At 44.3% G+C, this 17,546-nt stretch carries 14 protein-coding genes and 1 pseudogene; 11 read left to right on the top strand and 4 right to left on the bottom strand.

Annotation, left to right across the window (positions count from 1 at the left end; all coding sequences use genetic code 11):
* Positions 1–272: 272 nt before the first annotated feature.
* The 4 genes from JGK22_RS05790 to JGK22_RS05805 all read left to right on the top strand — a co-directional run bounded on the left by JGK22_RS05790 (position 273) and on the right by JGK22_RS05805 (position 5,023).
* Positions 273–1,784, top strand: coding sequence for an MBOAT family O-acyltransferase (locus tag JGK22_RS05790; RefSeq protein WP_293174653.1), 1,512 nt, complete (start codon positions 273–275; stop codon positions 1,782–1,784).
* A gap of 10 nt (positions 1,785–1,794) precedes the next feature.
* A complete protein-coding gene (locus JGK22_RS05795; RefSeq protein ID WP_293216361.1) occupies positions 1,795–2,697 on the top strand; it encodes a hypothetical protein in 903 nt (300 codons plus the stop codon).
* A gap of 216 nt (positions 2,698–2,913) precedes the next feature.
* Positions 2,914–3,645 (top strand): hypothetical protein, encoded by a 732-nt coding sequence (locus JGK22_RS05800; protein ID WP_293312507.1) that lies wholly within the window; start codon positions 2,914–2,916, stop codon positions 3,643–3,645.
* A 460-nt stretch (positions 3,646–4,105) separates the two neighbouring features.
* A complete protein-coding gene (locus tag JGK22_RS05805) occupies positions 4,106–5,023 on the top strand; it encodes a serine/threonine-protein kinase (protein WP_293312509.1) in 918 nt (305 codons plus the stop codon).
* On the opposite strand, the gene JGK22_RS05810 is transcribed toward JGK22_RS05805, so the two are convergent.
* The 4 genes and pseudogenes from JGK22_RS05810 to JGK22_RS05825 form a co-directional block, all read right to left on the bottom strand.
* Positions 5,001–5,219, bottom strand: a complete 219-nt coding sequence (locus JGK22_RS05810) for a hypothetical protein (RefSeq protein WP_293216365.1) — start codon at positions 5,217–5,219, stop codon at positions 5,001–5,003. The two genes, JGK22_RS05805 and JGK22_RS05810, sit on opposite strands and share 23 nt — an antisense overlap.
* A gap of 357 nt (positions 5,220–5,576) precedes the next feature.
* Positions 5,577–6,182 (bottom strand): annotated as a pseudogene (locus JGK22_RS05815) (J domain-containing protein); the annotation flags it as partial.
* Between the two features lie 245 nt (positions 6,183–6,427).
* Positions 6,428–7,021, bottom strand: a complete 594-nt coding sequence (locus tag JGK22_RS05820) for an ATP-dependent Clp protease proteolytic subunit (RefSeq protein WP_293211490.1) — start codon at positions 7,019–7,021, stop codon at positions 6,428–6,430.
* 222 nt (positions 7,022–7,243) lie between these two features.
* Positions 7,244–7,903 (bottom strand): ATP-dependent Clp protease proteolytic subunit, encoded by a 660-nt coding sequence (locus JGK22_RS05825; protein WP_293174629.1) that lies wholly within the window; start codon positions 7,901–7,903, stop codon positions 7,244–7,246.
* Between the two features lie 223 nt (positions 7,904–8,126).
* On the opposite strand from JGK22_RS05825, the gene JGK22_RS05830 reads away from it, so the two are divergent.
* The 7 genes from JGK22_RS05830 (at position 8,127) to JGK22_RS05860 (ending at position 17,330) form a co-directional block, all read left to right on the top strand.
* Positions 8,127–9,362 (top strand): VWA domain-containing protein, encoded by a 1,236-nt coding sequence (locus JGK22_RS05830; protein ID WP_293312511.1) that lies wholly within the window; start codon positions 8,127–8,129, stop codon positions 9,360–9,362.
* Positions 9,363–9,504: 142 nt separating this feature from the next.
* Entirely contained in the window at positions 9,505–10,071 is a 567-nt protein-coding gene (locus JGK22_RS05835) for a Uma2 family endonuclease (RefSeq protein WP_293312513.1), read from the top strand.
* A 4-nt stretch (positions 10,072–10,075) separates the two neighbouring features.
* Entirely contained in the window at positions 10,076–10,552 is a 477-nt protein-coding gene (locus JGK22_RS05840) for a tetratricopeptide repeat protein (protein WP_293174618.1), read from the top strand.
* 52 nt (positions 10,553–10,604) lie between these two features.
* Complete coding sequence (locus JGK22_RS05845; protein ID WP_293189711.1) at positions 10,605–11,174, top strand: Uma2 family endonuclease; 570 nt, start codon at positions 10,605–10,607, stop codon at positions 11,172–11,174.
* Between the two features lie 78 nt (positions 11,175–11,252).
* Positions 11,253–12,185 carry a homoserine kinase gene (gene thrB / locus JGK22_RS05850; protein ID WP_293312515.1) on the top strand — a complete coding sequence of 311 codons (933 nt, stop codon included), beginning with the start codon at positions 11,253–11,255 and terminating at the stop codon, positions 12,183–12,185.
* Positions 12,186–12,411: 226 nt separating this feature from the next.
* Positions 12,412–15,801 (top strand): serine/threonine-protein kinase, encoded by a 3,390-nt coding sequence (locus JGK22_RS05855; protein WP_293312517.1) that lies wholly within the window; start codon positions 12,412–12,414, stop codon positions 15,799–15,801.
* Entirely contained in the window at positions 15,798–17,330 is a 1,533-nt protein-coding gene (locus JGK22_RS05860) for a phospholipase D-like domain-containing protein (RefSeq protein ID WP_293189717.1), read from the top strand. The genes JGK22_RS05855 and JGK22_RS05860 overlap by 4 nt, the downstream gene beginning before the upstream one ends.
* Positions 17,331–17,546 lie beyond the last annotated feature (216 nt).

Consider the following 17,546-nt stretch of genomic DNA (forward strand, 5'->3'; position numbering starts at 1 on the left):
AACTTTTTCGATTTTCGATTTTCGCTTTTTGCATAGAAAATCAAAAAGTTGGAAATGACTTACTATGTATGGGTTTAAAGCTTGCCAACAGTTGCATTATTTTAGGAAAATGGTGTCACAACTTAGGTAAAAAACTCTGAGACGCAGAAACTGGGTTTTTTCACAAAAATCCCACCAGACAACGCGAGGGATATCGGTTGAAAAACCGATGAAAAACCAAAGTAATCAACCCGCTGTCCGTTAGACTTATCAAAGACCGAAATCAAAAGAATATGTTATTTAACAGTATTGAATTTCTAGTATTTTTTGCAATTGTTTTCACCATATATTATTTGCCTCCCTTACAAAAACTGCAAGTTCCCATCCTCATAATTGCCAGCTTCATATTTTACAGTTGGAACGCTCCCGCACTGCTGTCAATCCTGCTCCTCTCAATTGCGATCAACGCTACAGCCAGCTTTCAAATTGCCAGAATTTCAGACAAGAAACAGCGTTTTTTTTGGGCCTTATTAGGAGTAGTTCTGAATGTATTAATTTTGAGCTTGTTTAAATACGCCGGTTTGCTCACTAACTTTGTTGCAGATGTTTTTAATATTGCTCGAACCGAAGGCAGTATTGCTTATTTATTCTTAAAATTACCTCTGCCAATCGGTATTTCTTTCTACACCTTTGAAGGCATAAGTTTAGTGGTAGATGTACTGAGTCAAAAAGATAAAAGCGAAAGCGAAACAGAATCCCACGCTTACGTATCACCCAAATTTAGCCAACACCTGCTCAATACTTCATTTTTTATTAGCTTTTTTCCCAATTTACTCTCAGGCCCTATTTTAAAATCCAAGACATTCTATCCCCAGATTGAGCCTAAATATTTAAAAGACATTTCTTTCAATTTCATTTTTAGATCGCTCACAGTCGGCTACTTCCTAAAAATGGTCGTCGCCGACAACTTAAAAGACTATACCTTCTGGATCAGCTTTCCCTACTACCAAGGATTTGGAACTATTACCAACCTGACGCTGCTGTTCGGCTACTCAATCCAAATCTTTGCCGATTTTGCCGGTTACTCCTTAATTGCGATCGGTTTAGCAGCGGCTTTGGGCTACGCAATTCCCGACAACTTCAACTTTCCCTACATCTCCCGTTCCCTCTCCGAATTCTGGAGAAGGTGGCACATTTCCCTATCAACTTGGCTCAGAGATTATCTATACTTTCCCCTAGGAGGAAACCGTAAAGGAAAAATCAGAACTTATCTTAACTTAATGACAGTAATGACTTTAGGCGGATTGTGGCACGGTGCTGCTTGGAGTTATGCAGTTTGGGGCATTTATCACGGATTTGGTTTAGCAGTAGAACGCTTTTTTGGGTTCGACAAATCCAAAAATAAATCCCCAGAACCCAATTCAGCAGAAACCAAACCAATCTGGCAGCAATTATTATTTGACAGCGTTAGCGTTGTAGGAATTTTCTCTTTTGTTTCCTTCGGATGGCTGCTTTTCAAACTCCCACGATTTGAAGAAGCAGTTGACTTCGTAGTTACTTTAGTTCGCAACTATAAAGTCAAGCCTGGTTGGACTCACATTATTCCGACGCTAACTTTTTCCCTACCAGTAGTAATTTATCACATTCCTCATTTTCCCACTTGGCAAAATCTGATGAAACATGATTCACTTAAAAAAAATCAAAAATTCTGGAGTATTTATCAAGATGTAGCTTTAGGAATTATGCTAGCAATGATATTCCTCAACAGTGGCAGCTCGAAACAATTTATTTATTTCCAATTCTAGAAGGTGTTCAATGTTTATAAAATACAAGTTGCGATCTATTCTGCGCCCGGTACTAATTTTCCTGTTTGTAATAAGTTTTTATCAAGTTCTCGTCAGTGGCGGAGTGTTGCCAGCTTCTGACGGAGTTAGCCTGATTCAAAATAATATTGTCAAAGCTCAAAGGTATGTATATGATGATTCCGATCTGAAAATTGTCATGGTGGGTAGTTCTCTATCTGCCAACCTTCATGTTACAGACATTGGAAAGGGCGTAAAGAGCATAGCTTTGGGGGGAGGATCGAGCCAGACGGGTTTAGAAATAGTTAAAAAAAGTAATAGCAACCCTCCGATTATTTTGGTAGAAATTAACGATACTATTAGTCGCACAATAGATAGGGATTTAGTTGAATCTTTGTACAATCCTGTTTTTTATTGGATGCGCCAGTATTTGCCAATACTGAGAGAAGAATATCGTCCAGTTAGTATTTTTATACATTCGTTAAAAAAACGCTCTAAACAAAATCAAAAAGCAACAAAAGAGGCACTAGATAGCGGAGAGGCTCGCAATCTTACTCCGGAATTATCGCAAAAAGCTATCCAAACAACAGTTGACATTCAAAGCCAACCTTTGTCTAAAAAAGATGCAGAAGATATCAAAAAAGAAGCTGCTGTAATTAGAGCTCAAATCGCTGAAATCAATAAAAATAGCGGGGCAAAAATAATTTTATTTGACATTCCTCAAGAGTCGCGAGTTGACGCTGCAATCAGGAGAAAACAAGTCCGAGAATTGACTAAAAAGCTGTTTCCGTCCGATCGCTTTGAGTGGTTGCCCCCCCCGCCCCCGCGAGAATGGCGCACTAATGACGGCATTCACTTGATCCGCAGCGATGCTAGGGATTTTGCCAAGTTTTTGAGGCATAAATTACTGGGCTAGTCAGGGCGGGGACTCTTGGCATGGCCCCTCCAAAGGAAAGCTTGTCATTCTCTTTGAAGTATGTCATACTACAAATATCCGTGATGTCAACTTAAAAATCGTAAGGTTTGCAGTCAGGACTTCAGTCCTCAAAGCCCTAAAAGCCACACGAGAAAGAGTTTGACGATCGCCCTGCAACCATACTTGACATGAGTTCAGCATCAATAATTTAGAACTATGGCACGATTAAATCAGATTATCGCGATCGAGAAAGGCATCAAAAGCCGATCGATCCAAGAACTAGCAGAAGCCCAAAAAGCCCTCCAGAAGCCCGCCGTGCTTTCGGGAATCTCCCGCACGTACCGCCCCAAAGACGAAGAAGGCGAACAACTGCCGCCCGAGTCCAAAAAAGTCGAAGTCAAAGCCGAAGAGATTATCCGCAAAACAACAGAAGTTTTGACCAAACTCTTCGACGTAACCGCAACCAAAGACTGGACAAATTGCAGAGCCCGTGCCGACGTAACTGTAGACGGAAACGTGCTTTTGAGCCAAGTGCCAGTCAGCTATTTACTATTCATTGAAAAGCAACTGTCAGAGTTGCAAGCATTTATCAAAAAACTTCCTGTTTTAGATGCTTCCGAGACTTGGAACTTTGATGCTTCAGCCGACTGTTGGGCAACAGAACCGGTGCAAACTCTCAAGACTTTTAAAACTCCCCGCAATCACGTTAAAGCTGAAGCTACGGAACACCATCCGGCTCAAGTGGATGTCTATTACGAAGATATTACGATCGGCTACTGGCGGACTGTCAAGTTTTCTGGATCTCTGCCAGCACGGCGGATCAATGAGTTGCTCCAAAGGGTAGAAATCTTGCAGCAAGCTGTGATGTTTGCCCGAGAAGAAGCTAACAATTCTGATGTTGAGGAACAGAGAGTGGGAGAGCGAATTTTTCAATTTATTTTCCGCTAATTGCTTGCTTTTGTGATAGTTATGGTTTAAGATATAAACAGAGTACAAGCTCAAACTAAAACTTCAACTTAAATCGTACCAATGTGACAGTACAGGTTCGACTCCTGTCCCTTCTACTCAAAATAGAGGGTAGCCCAATTTGGGAGAGGCAGCATTGCGTACAAATTCAATAGCAAGTTATCACTCTAAATTCAGCATTCACCGCCGATCGCCAAAACGAATGTCAGGAACAATCAGGTCATCGAGGTTGCTGGTTCAATTCCAGCCTCCCCAACCAAACACTGGGGAGTAGCTCAATCGGTAGAGCGCGATGATATTAATCTTAAATCCTTGACTTAAATGTGGTAGCGTGTAAAATGGCCGGTAATAGAAACCCAGTAGTAAGGTCAGAACTACTGGGTTTCGCGCTAATAATTGAATCAATCCGTTAAATCCGTCAGTCCAGGACGCATCAAGACAGATGAGTTACTGTATCAATCCTCAATGCGAACAACGGGAAAATACTGCTGCTACTCAAAATTGTCAGGCTTGTGGCACGGCTTTACTAATTGCCGATCGCTATCGTATCATCAAGCCAGTGCGATCGCCCAATCCCGCACGCCCCACAGACATCTTTGAAGTCCAAGATTGGGGAACCGGGGACAATGAATGGGGAACACTCAAGGTGTTAAAAGTCTTGAAACATACACACAATCCCGATTTACTTCGTTTGTTTCAACAAGAAGCGCGGGCATTAATTTGGCTAGCGGGAAAGGGAAGAGTTCCCCAAGTCGAACCAGACGGTTATTTCCAGCTTAAATTCCCCCATAACTCGCAGCAATTGTCTTGTTTGGTGATGGAAAAAATTATTGGCGAAAACTTGGCAGAATTTCTAACTAAACATCAGTACATTTCTCAAACATTAGCTGTTGATTGGCTGCAACAAATGCTTGATATTTTGCAGGAAATTCACAAATATCATTTAGTGCATCGGGATATTAAGCCATCCAACCTGATGGTTGCAGCCGATGGGAAATTGAGACTAATTGACTTTGGGGCTGCAACAGAAGCAGGGATTGATACAACGCCCGTAGGTTCTGCGGGATATTGCGCGCCGGAACAAGTTGCAGGTAAAGCTGAAGTGCGATCGGACTTTTTCGCCCTGGGGCGTACTTTTGTACATTTATTAACGGGTTTACAGCCGATCGACTTTCCCGTCAATCCAACAACAGGTAAAATAAATTGGAGAAATCAAGCTGTAGGCGTTGACGAGTTGTTCGTAAGCTTGATCGACCAATTGATGGAACCGCTACCCGAAAACCGACCTGAAAATACCCAAGTTATTTTAGAAAAACTCAAAAATATTAACCTTTTGATTACCGACGCAGAACCGAAGTAACAATCACCGTGATCGTGGCACTAGCAATCAGAGTAAAAGCAAGCTGCACAACCCATTGAGTCGCTTGCTGGTAGTTGGAAAATCGATCGTTGAACTTCTCGACATCAGTCGCTAGGTGGTCAACACGGGTTGATAGGCTGTCTAATTTTTCGATTACATCTGTCAGTGTTGGTTCGGTGGATGGTGTGTCAATCATCTCTGGTTTCTCAACTCAATAATTCTATGATACCAGATCGGAATTGCCGAGCGTAAAAAATAGTAAGGTGCGCCCCATCTACAATCTGCAAATTTCATCGAACATTTCATAGTGACGCACCCTACAAGTTGATACAACACAGTATAGTCTTTCGATTACCTGCACAGAACCAATGCCCAATTCCCAATGCCCAATTCCCAATGCCCAATTCCCAATTCCCAATTCCCAATTCCCAATTCCCAATTCCCAATTCTCAATGCCCAATTCCCAATTCCCAATTCCCAATTCCCAATTCCCAATTCCCAATTCCCAATTCCCAATTCCCAATTCCCAATTCCCAATTCCCAATTCCCAACTGCGAAAATCCCGCTCAACTTCCGCCCACAAAGCCCGATTGTGAGGGTCAGTTTTGACCGCCTTTTTCAAATAAATTCTCGCTTTGTCAACCTGCTTTTCTCCTATTAAATGCCGTCCCCAGCGCTGATAGGCGATCGCCTGCCACTGTCGCACCTCCCGATCTTCGGGCATCCGCTGGGCCAAACCCTCAATTAGGGCGATCGCCCGCGGGAACCTCTGATATTTCAGCAACTGTTGCAGTTCAAAATAAGCATCTTTTTTTAACTTGTCTTCCGCCGCCGACAGATCCTGCTTATCTTCAGTGGGTTGCTGTTTCCGAGTCACCTTAACTGCTTGCGGTTGAGCTTTCACCGCCTCCGCTGGCGCTGTCGGAGTCGGCGGTACAGTTGAATTGGCAACTTTCGATTCCGCAACATCGGCGGGTGCAATATTCACCAGGAACTTATAAGCCTCAGTAATAGTAATAAACTTATTCTTAGCCTGTTCGTTTCCCGGATTCACATCGGGGTGATACTGTCTGGCTAACTTTCGATAAGAGGCCTTAACTTGCGATAAACTCGCACCAGATCTTAGCCCTAACTGTCGGTAATAATCTGCAATATCCATTTAGCATGAATCAAGTTTTCTAATACCATTAAATATGGCAGAATCCTTAAATGTAAAGATTCTGCCAAAATTTACCGCGAACTATGGTAGTGCGAGGGTTGCCCGCACTACTACACTATCAAAACCACTTACCAGAAAGAATTGGTTTAAAGCCTCTCCCTTAAGCGGGAGAAATTAAAACAAGACTATTCATTACTCAAATCCTCGGACTTGCAGGTCAACTGTCAACTGTCAACTGTCAACTGTCAAGGACGATCTTCTACCACTTTGTCGATCAAGCCGTATTCCTTGGCTTCCTCGGCGGACATGAAATAGTCGCGATCCATGTCTTTCTCGATTTTCTCGATCGGCTTTCCGGTATTTTTAGCATAGATACCGTTGAGTTGGTGGCGCAAGCGCAGAATCTCCTTCGCCTCAATCTGAATATCCGTTGCTTGTCCCCGCGCGCCCCCAGAAGGCTGGTGAATCATGATCCGCGAGTGAGGCAAAGCCAACCGTTTCCCCTTCGTACCAGCAGCCAGCAGGAAAGAACCCATCGAAGCAGCCAAGCCCACACAAATCGTCACCACGTCGGATTTAATGTGCTGCATGGTATCAAAAATAGCCATGCCTGCCGACACCATCCCCCCGGGGGAATTGATGTACAAAATAATATCTTTGCCCGAATCTTCCGAATCGAGATACAGCATCACCGCGATGATTTGATTGGCAATTTCATCGTCAATGTCCTTGCCCAAGAAAATAATCCGTTCCCGGTAAAGGCGATCGTAGATATTAATCCACTGAGTATCATAACCACCCGGCATTTTGTAGGGAACTTTTGGCACACCTATAGGCATAATTCGGAACTCCGTTTAGTTGGTAATTGGTAATTGGGAATTGGGAATTGGGAATTGGGAATTGGGAATCGGTAATTGGGAATCGGTAATTGGGAATTGTTAGTCATAAAAAAACTATTGAATAACTAATTCAGGGTAGAAACTACTAGCCATTAACCCTTAATTTTTACTCATGCCACATTCCCCATTCCCCATTCCCCATTCCCCATTCCCCATTCCCAGTTATACGACGGCCGCAGAAAGGGCTTTCGGCAATTCTTCCGAACTTTCAAGAACGCGATCGATCAAACCGTATTCTTTCGCTTCATAGGGCGTCAGGTACAGCAACCGATCCATATCTTTAGTAATTTTGTCGATCGGTTGGCCAGTACAGCTTGCAAAAATATCGAGCATCGTCGCCTTATTTGCCAGCACTTCCTTCGCCCGAATTTGAATGTCGCTGGCTTGACCTCGCGTGTAAGCCTTGGGTTGGTGCAATACAATCGAAGCGTGGGGCAAACTCGCCCGAAAGCCCTTTGTACCAGCCGCTAACAGCATCGCAGCCATGCCCATTGCCGAACCGAGACAAATAGTCTGCACGGGCGGCTTAATGTACCTGATCGTGTCGCAGATAGCGAAGGCTTCGGTTTCAAAGCCGACGGGTTCGCCACTGTAACCAGAAGTGCCGGTCGAGTTGATATAGATTTTGATCGGCTTATCCGGGTCTTCGTACTGCAAGAACAGCAGTTCAGCGATAATCAGTTCTGTTACCGCAGGCACCAGAGGCATACCCAGATAAACGATCCGCTCCTTCAGCAACAGGGAAGGTAAATCGGGAGGGGGAGTTCGAGAGTTGCCCTCTCCGTAGTATTGCGATTGCACGGCTTTAATGGGTGTGTTCATGTTTGTTTTTGCCTGGGGACACCCACCATACTTCGGCTACGGCTCGCTTGAGCTAAGTCGAAGGGCTCAGCACAAGTATCTGTACTCAGCTTGGTGGGACGAAGAAAGGAGGGCAGAGTGTGTGCCTTTCCTCAAAAGAATGGGGTTGTTGACAACCGAAATGTTGCCTGAACTCATGGAGTTATTCTTAAAGAAATAGTAACGCAATCTTTAGGTATCCCGCATGAAAGTTAGTTTGCTCCCGGTCTTGAACGACCCCAACCTTGATGCTGCTGCGCCATCAACCCAGCGCCAGCTAGCCGTTTCAGTGTCGGCGACGGCAAGCGCGATCGACTCCAGCGTACCTTTAAACCTGTGCCTGATTCTCGACCACAGCGGCTCGATGGGCGGGCGCCCCTTGGAAACCGTCAAACAAGCCGCCGGACGGTTGCTGGACAGGTTAAAACCTGGGGATCGCTTTTGTGCGGTGGCTTTCGATCACAAAGCCAAAGTTCTCGTCCCCAATCAAGTTGTGGGAGATCCCGCCAGCATTAAACGGCAAATCGAGCAATTGCGCCCCGCTGGCGGCACAGCAATTGATGAAGGGATTAAGTTAGGTATTGAAGAGTTGGGGAAAGGCAAAAAAGAAGCAATATCTCAGGCGTTTCTGCTGACTGACGGCGAAAACGAACACGGCGACAATAACCGCTGTTTGAAGTTGGCGAAACTGGCCGCTGAGTACAACATGACTTTAAATTCTCTGGGATTTGGGGATAACTGGAACCAGGATATTTTGGAAAAGATTGCTGATGCTGGCGGCGGTGCTCTGGCTCATATTCAGCGGCCGGAAGATGCGGTTGATGAGTTTGGCAAGTTGTTTACTCGCATCCAAGGTGTAGGTTTGACTAATGCTTATTTGCTATTTTCGCTGATGCCAAAAGTGCGGTTAGCCGAACTAAAACCGATCGCGCAAGTTGCCCCGGATACGATCGAATTACCGGTGCAGCAGGATGGCGATCGCTTTATGGTGCGTTTGGGAGATTTAATGAAGGATGTAGAGCGAGTAGTTTTGGCTAATATTTATATTGGACAGTTGCCGGAAGGTACGCAGGCGATCGGGCAATTGCAAATTCGCTACGACGATCCGAGTGTCGGCGAAGGTTTGCTCTCCGATCCTGTTGCAGTTTCGGCTAATGTCCTAAAAGTTTATCAGCCTGCACTTAACCCGATGGTGCAGCAGCACATTTTAGCTTTGGCTAAGTACCGCCAAACTCAACTCGCAGAAACTAGGTTACAACAGGGCGATCGCGCTGGTGCGGCCACGATGCTACAAACGGCTGCTAAAACTGCTCTGCAAATGGGCGATAAAAGTGCCGCAACTGTGCTGCAAACCTCTGCTACTCGTTTGCAGTCTGGTGCAGAATTGACGGAAGCCGATCGCAAGAAAACCCGTATTGCTTCTAAAACTGTATTGAAGTAATATTATTTTCGCTTAATTGCGATCGGCAGCATTGTTCGTAGTAAGGAATGCAAGTCCTAATTTACTAAAAGCCTTAGAGAGGACTAAAGTCCTTACTACGAACCGGTTTATAATGTTTGTACCACCTATCGAGAGTGCTTGTATGAGCCAGACAATATCTGATAAAGTACGCTGGACTACCGCCGATTTAGAACTCTTACCCGATAACGGCGATCGTTATGAACTTATTGATGGAGAGTTATTTGTGACTAGAGCACCGCATTGGGGTCATCAACAGACTTGTGGCAGATTTTTCTCTGTGCTTGATACTTGGTCGATGTCTGCTGGTTTAGGACGAGCTGCAATCAATCCAGGGCTGATTTTCACAGAGGCTGATAACGTCATTCCTGATGTAGTTTGGGCGAGCAATGAACGCTTGACCCTCTTGCTAGATGAAGCCGGCCATTTAACAGCCGCCCCCGAGTTGGTTATCGAAGTATTGTCTCTCGGTGCAGATAATGAAAGACGGGATAGAGATTTGAAACTCAGACTATATTCAGTGCGGGGAGTACAGGAATACTGGATTGCGAATTGGCGGTTGCAGCAAATTGAGGTTTATCGCAGGGAACAAACAAGTTTAAGATTAGTTGCTACGCTGTTGAGGAATGATGAATTGACTTCACCTTTGTTACCTGGTTTTAGTTGCTCTGTAGCTCAGGTTTTTGCTTAGACTTATGAAATATTTGTACAGAGCGATCGCACTTTGCGGATTTGTTACCGTTTTGGGCGGAATATCCCCTGCCATTTCTATTCAATCCCCACCAATATTCATCGTTCAAAATGCGGCTGAAGACTTATTCAACAGCGCTTTAGCCAAGTCAGAGGCTGGAGATATCCCAGGGGCGATCGCAGATTACACCGCAGCTATTGCCATCAACCCCAACTACGCCAAAGCTTATAACAAACGCGGCATCATTCACGGCCGCTATCTCAAGGACTATCCAGCAGCCAAAGCCGACTTCGATCGCGCCATTGAAATTAACCCGAAGTATGCCGATGCTTACTACAACCGTGCGAAAGTCCGCTATTTATTAAAAGACAAACCGGGCGCGATCGCTGACTATCAAAAAGCCGCCGATTTTTATCAAAAAGACGGCAAGACAGAAGATTATCAAGATGCAATAAAACACCTGCACAGGCTGCTATTATAAATGTTTTGGGAAACAGGGTATAATATAACCACAGCTTTAAAATTTTCAAATTATGACCTTAAGCAAAAGTTACAACTACGCCTCCCATGAAGACTATTTAGAAGGGGAAAAATTTAGCCCGATCAAACACGAATACAGACAAGGAGAAATCTACGCAATGGCGGGAGCAAGCGATGCCCATGAAACAATTGCAGGCAACTTATTTGCGCTGCTGAGAAACCACGTTCGGGGTACAGGATGCCGCATTTACATAGGAAACATGAAAGCCAGAATTGAGCAAGCAGACGTGTTTTACTATCCAGACATCATGGTGACTTGCGACGAAAGAGATAGAAGCCTTGAATATTTTAAACGCCACCCGCGCTTAATCGTAGAAGTTCTATCTCCAACAACAGCATCATTCGATCGCGGAAATAAATTTGCCGACTACCGCACCGTAGAAACTTTGCAAGAATACGTAGTGATTAATCAAGAAAGAATCGGTGTAGAATGTTATCGGCGCAATGCAGAAGGGCGCTGGGAACTTTACCCTTACGGTGTTGGCGAAGAAGTTCGCTTGGCTAGCGTAGACTTTCAATGCCCGATCGCACAAATTTATGAAGATGTTTTAGAAATCGGTTAAAATAGTCGATCGCACAAACACCAAACATTCATCTGCGTCCATCTGCGGTTGAACACTCCAAATTCACCCCGTCAAAAAATGTCTGCAACCTCCACCGTCACTGTCACCGTACCCGCCACAACTGCCAACCTCGGCCCAGGTTTTGACTGCATCGGCGCCGCTTTAAGCCTCTACAACTCCTTCCAATTCTCTCTCCTCGAACCCCCAGCAACCGAGAAATTGCAAATTACAGTTACGGGTGCGGAAGCAGCCAAAGTCAAGACAGACGACAGCAATCTCGCTTACCAAGCCTTTGTCAAGTTATACGAATACCTCCGTCAATCCCCCCCACCAGTTGCGATACATATAGATATGCAAGTGCCGCTGGCGAGGGGTTTGGGGAGCTCCGCTACCGCTATTGTCGGCGGGTTAGTTGGTGCAAATGAATTAGCTGGAAAGCCTTTGAGTCAGGTGGAAGTGATGCAATTGGCGATCGAACTTGAAGGACATCCCGACAACGTTGTCCCCGCTTTACTCGGAGGCTGTCGCCTCGCTGCTAGCAATACACCGGGGGGTTCCTGGGAAATTTGCGATATTCCGTGGCATCCTGATATTGTGCCCGTGGTAGCCATTCCCGATTTTGAACTTTCTACAGCCGAAGCGCGACAAGTTTTGCCCAGTGAGTACAGCAGGGCTGATGCGATTTTTAATGCCGCACACCTCGGTTTGTTGGTGCGGGCTTTGGCTACGGGCGATCGCAATTGGCTGCGTTGCGCCCTCCAAGACAAGATTCACCAGCCTTACCGGCGATCGCTGATTCAGGGATATGAAGCGGTGCAAGAAGCTGCAATGAATGCAGGGGCTTGTGGGATGGTAATTAGCGGTGCGGGGCCGACGCTTTTGGCTTTAACGGATGTTACTAATGTTGATGCGGTTGTGAGGGAAATGGCGGCTGCTTGGATGGAATTTGGGGTGAAGGCTGATGTGCGGGCGATTTCTATTGATACTCAAGGTGCACAAGTCTCCAGTTAATTAGTCGTAAGGTGTGTACCCTTTCGGGTAAACGCATCTTAAAAATTCGCCATCATCTAAAAATATTAAGACTACCTATGATTGACAGTCCATAAACCGCTGAAAAGCCGGCCTAATGGAATCTGTGTTACAAAAATAACAGAAATCTTCTATGGGTAGCTAAGTTATGCCAGTTCGCTTCATCAACGATCGCTATGCTATATCCCCCAATCCGCGATCGGGCGGGATGGCTGATGTCTATCGCGCAAGAGACTACGATCAGGAAGAACGGCTGGTTGCAGTAAAAGAATTCAAACACGGGCAGATTGAAGCAGATATTCTAGCCGAGTCCTTCAAACGTGAAACCCAAGCCCTGCAAGAGTTGAAGCACCCCGGAATTGTGGAACTTCTCGATTTTGGCAAGGATGAAACTACGGGTAACTATTTTCTCGTCTTGGAGTGGATGGACAAGGATTTGGCAACTCTTCTGAAAGAATCTCCTCCCGACGGTTGGGATTCATTTTGGAAAGCGGTAGCGTTACCCGTGTTGGAGGCTCTGGCTTTTTCCCATAATCGCAGAATAATACACCGCGATATCAAGCCCAGCAACATTTTAGTGGGGAGTGACGGTCAACTCAAACTTGCTGACTTTGGCATATCCAAGCTTAAGGGCTATTTGCAACCAAGCATTACTCTCAAAGACTTTGTATCGCGTACATTCACTCCGCCAGAAACCGACGATGGTTCCTATACCTACACTCGCGATATCTACAGTTTTGGTGTATTGGTTCTAAAGTGCCTGACCAATATTGAACTCACAGATCATAATAGTATCCCCAGCGCACTGAAAGCGTTTAATGCACCACCTGAAATCCTTGAAATAATCGAGCGTACTGTTTCTCTCTATCCAGAAGAGCGTCAGCCTAATGCAGAGGTACTGCTAGCTCAACTTAATGCTATTCAAGGGAAGACAAAAACAGGAGTAATTAAGAAGCCTCCTTGCTTCCTTAAGCTTATACCAAAGTGCTTGAACAGACTTAAAAGTGAAATTGAGATTTATTCTGAAGTTGAGATCGAGAATCTTATCCTTGACGATCTCAATAATGAATCGGGTTGTGGGATTCGTCCCTATAAATTTAAGGACGACGCAGACGATTCATCTCGTGAAGATCATTACGAAATTTATGGTGTTTCCTATCGGTATCACATGAAGGTGGATCAAAACCGAGGAAATCACCTAGTTATTTTCAATGCTTGGTCTACTTCCTACTCGCAACTGGAACAGCGTCGAGAGCGTGCTTGGAATCTATCCTACGAGTTCAAATTTGGAATGCCACTGAATTCATATGAAGCAAAAGAGGTTATTCAGAAGCTACAGGATTCAGTGATAGAGCATGAAGCCAACTTAAAAGAACAAGAAGATGAAAAAGAAAAGCAACGGATATTCCAAGTTTGGTGGGATATTCTCAGAGCCAAGACAGATTGGGAAAAAAACCGAGAGAAACCGATTAAATACACAAGCGTTACTCGTGAGGGAAACCGCGTTATCTTTGAATTATCAGAACTTCCAGAAAATGACATAGCTGGACAACCCCGCCATGTGACAAACTCAAAAGGATTTAGCATCTTGGGGGGAGATATTGAGCAGGTCATCAGTGACAGATTGACTCTTTATGTTAAATATGGAGAACCAGATAGACTCCCACAATCTGGCGAGTTACGCTTTGATACTCGTGCTGCTGAGGTTGCCCTAAATCGACAAAAAAATGCCCTTGATGCGATTCGATTTGACCGGGGAGTACGCTCAGACATTCGCCAATTACTCGTCAATCCTCAAGAAGTTCGTAATCCTAAAGTAGAGGTGGATGTCCAGTTTGTTCAACCTCTCAATGAATCACAGCAGGAAGTTGTTAAAGCTGCACTCGCAACAGAAGATTTTCTGATTGTTCAAGGTCCACCAGGTACAGGAAAGACAACATTTATTACAGAAGTTGTTCTGCAAACTCTTAAAACTAATCCTGATGCTCGAATTTTGCTCAGTTCACAAACTCATGTTGCACTAGATAACGCCCTAGAACGGATTCAAGCTAAAAATCCTAACTTGAAGTTGGTGCGACTTGGTAACCATGAACGGGTATCAGAGAATGTTCATTCGCTCTTACTCGAAGAACAGATGGAACAGTGGCGAGAGGGTGCGATCGCTAAAGGACAGGAATTTATTGATAATTGGTCAGCGCAACGAGGTATTTCTCAGCATAACAGTGAAATAGCCACACTATTTCAAGAAATGAAAACTCTGGTTACAAAAATTGAAAATCTCAGAGGAGATGTTAATATCTGGAAACACGATTTAGATGAAATACTAGCAATAAATTACAACCCAGAAAACCCAGATTCATTGTTGGAAACTAAAATCCCCAAGGATAAGCTAGAGGAATGTCAGAGTATTGAAGCTGAAATTAGTATCCTTCGTAAGCAATTAAAAGAAGCACGAGAGCAACACAAGGAAAAAGCAAAGCGTCTTAAAGAATTAACCGGAAGCAGTATCAATAAACTTTTGAGACTTTCGGTTCAGGAGATAGAAGAGCGGATAAATCAACTAATAAATCCAAATGCACCTGATGCGAAGATGCTCCAACGGCTGATAGCTATTCAGGCGGAGTGGTTCGATCAGTTTGGTCGAAATGAGAAATTCAATGCACCTTTGATTAAGCGATCGCAAGTAGTAGCCGGAACCTGCATCGGAATTCCTAGAGATATTCAAGACATAGAATTTGACCTGTGTATTATTGATGAGGCTTCAAAAGCTACGGCGACAGAAGTGTTGGTTCCAATTGCGCGATCGCATCGCTGGATACTTGTTGGCGATCCCAAACAACTCCCACCATTTCGAGATGAAGCTAGCAGAGATTCTGACTTTCTGGACAAATACGACCTAACTCAAGAGGATATCCGAGAAACCCTGTTCGATCGACTGCTGAGAACACTCCCAGATGGCTGCCACAAGATGTTAACAATTCAACATCGAATGGTTGCACCAATCGGCGATCTGGTCAGTGAGTGCTTCTATGATAGTCAGCTAAAAAGTGCCAGGACTGACTTAGATCAGCATCTTCGCAGTGTTTTACCACAACCTGTGACTTGGTTAACAACAACCAAACTTCAGAATAGTCGCGAACAGTCTGCCAATTCTAGCTTTAACAATATTTGTGAGGTCAATGTCATAGTTCAGTTTCTCAAACAGCTAAACCAGACGGCACTAAAGGCGCAGAAAAAATACAGTGTCGCTGTATTGACGGGGTATGCAGCACAGCTAAAGTTGCTCGATCGTAACCTGGCCTCAGAATTAAACAATTGGCAAGCATTAAAAGTTGAGTGTAATACAGTGGATGCCTTCCAAGGACGCGAAGCTGATATTGCAGTGTACTCTGTGACTCGTTCTAACAAAGAAGGTAAAGTGGGTTTTCTGCGCGATGCAGAACGATTAAATGTGGCCTTATCCAGAGGTAAAGTTGGCTTAGTAATCGTGGGAGATCATTACTTCTGTAGAACCTCACATGACAACCCATTACACCGAGTTTTGGATTACGTTGAAAGTCACCATGAAAATTGCGCCCTAAAGGAGCTTAACTTATGAGTTCAGAAGAATCAGTTTTTCTTACTCCAGAAGAACTACGCCGCTATGACAATCGTACAGGCTTCGATTTAGTTAGCTGTAAAGAAGTCGGATTGCCAGTTTATAAAATCACTGTTCTAGCTCTAACCCAACTCCATAAACCGATTCCCCCTATAGAAGAATATGTCTTGAAAGCTATTAATGCTAGTTTATCCTCAGAAGTGGATATTGCTGGATTTCTTGGTCTCGAACCGTCTATCGTCAGGGATGCAATGATAAATTTAAGGATGAGTGAGGATATTGACCTTATAGCTCCTGATGACTCTCTGATGCAAGTTTGGAAGTTGACCAAAAAAGGTGAAGGAACGCTCCGCGATGCCAAAATTATTGTTCCAGAGGAGCGAACATTTGATATCAACTTTGATGGACTCCTACGGCATCCTCGCTGGTACGGGCGATTGGAATCACGTTTACTCAAGCAAAAAGACTTGCGTAATCAAGAAATTATAGAAATTGAACCATCTCCGAAAAAGCCACCCGAACTTTCCGATCTTAAACTCAAAGATGTGGACGCAATTATTCGCCAGATTGAGGGGGCAAGCAAAGCCAAAGTCAAGCAAGATAGAGACCTGCTAGCCTTGAAAGCTATTGAGCGTAGACAGAGATTTTTTCAACCTGCATTGGCACTAATCTATAAAGCAAAAGATAGTGATGATGTTCAGGTTGCCTTCGGTATTGATGGTGTCCTGTCCACTGAACATGAAGCCGCTTTCGCCCGTTCTAATGGAGTCAAGAAACTTAAAATATTAGAGACGATAAAAGAAAGCGCACCACGGAAACTAGCTGAAGAAGTTTTAGGACGTGAATTCATCGATCAAAACCCTATTCCAAATATTGAAATCGTCAAAGAAAAAGTATTTACGGCTCAGGCTGAACTACAAGCCCAAATTGAGACCACACAAAATCGGATTGAGCAGACTAATAACGATGAAGAAAAACGTCTTCTAACTCAGCAGCTTCAAGAGGCTTTACAGCGAATAGAATATCTTGAAAATCAACTTAAATCAGAACTAGCTTTGCTGCCTATTCGTTTTCTAGAAGTATATGAACACCGTCCACTGCTCGAACAGGCTCTTAAAGAGAGCCAAGAACGTCTGATGATTATCTCGCCTTGGATTCGAGCAAGTTCTGTGGATAAAAAATTTCTCCAAGAGTTTGAAAATCTCCTCAAGCGGGGAGTACAAGTTTTCATTGGGTACGGTTTGGGAGAAAATGATGATAAAAAGTACCAATCTGATATCCGGGCTGAGAATAATATTCAAAAATTAGCGAGTCAGTATAAGGATAATTTCCGGCTCAAGCGCCTTGGAGATACTCATGCAAAAATCCTCATTTCTGATGTGAAATTTGCTGTAACGACAAGTTTCAATTGGCTTTCCTTCAAGGGAGACCGCGATCGCACGTTCCGGGATGAGCGGGGGACGCTGGTATCTGACCACCATAAAATCGATGAACTGTTCGATAGCTATAGGTCGCGATTTAAAGATTGAATGGTCTCGCTTCCACAAAGTTAAAACCTTCTTCCCTCTTCCTTCCTCTGCGGTGGGTTAAAAATTTTAGTGATTTTGAATACAATTCCCGACTAAATAGCCGATCGCACTCCTCAATTTTGTCTGGGGATCTAAAGTTCCCCTAAAGTTCCATGCCCGATCGCAAAACCCTCCCTAAAATAGAAGTTGCAGGACTATCGGTCTCATCGCCGATTC

The organism is Microcoleus sp. PH2017_08_TRC_O_A, from assembly GCF_020738665.1.
Taxonomy (GTDB): domain Bacteria; phylum Cyanobacteriota; class Cyanobacteriia; order Cyanobacteriales; family Microcoleaceae; genus Microcoleus.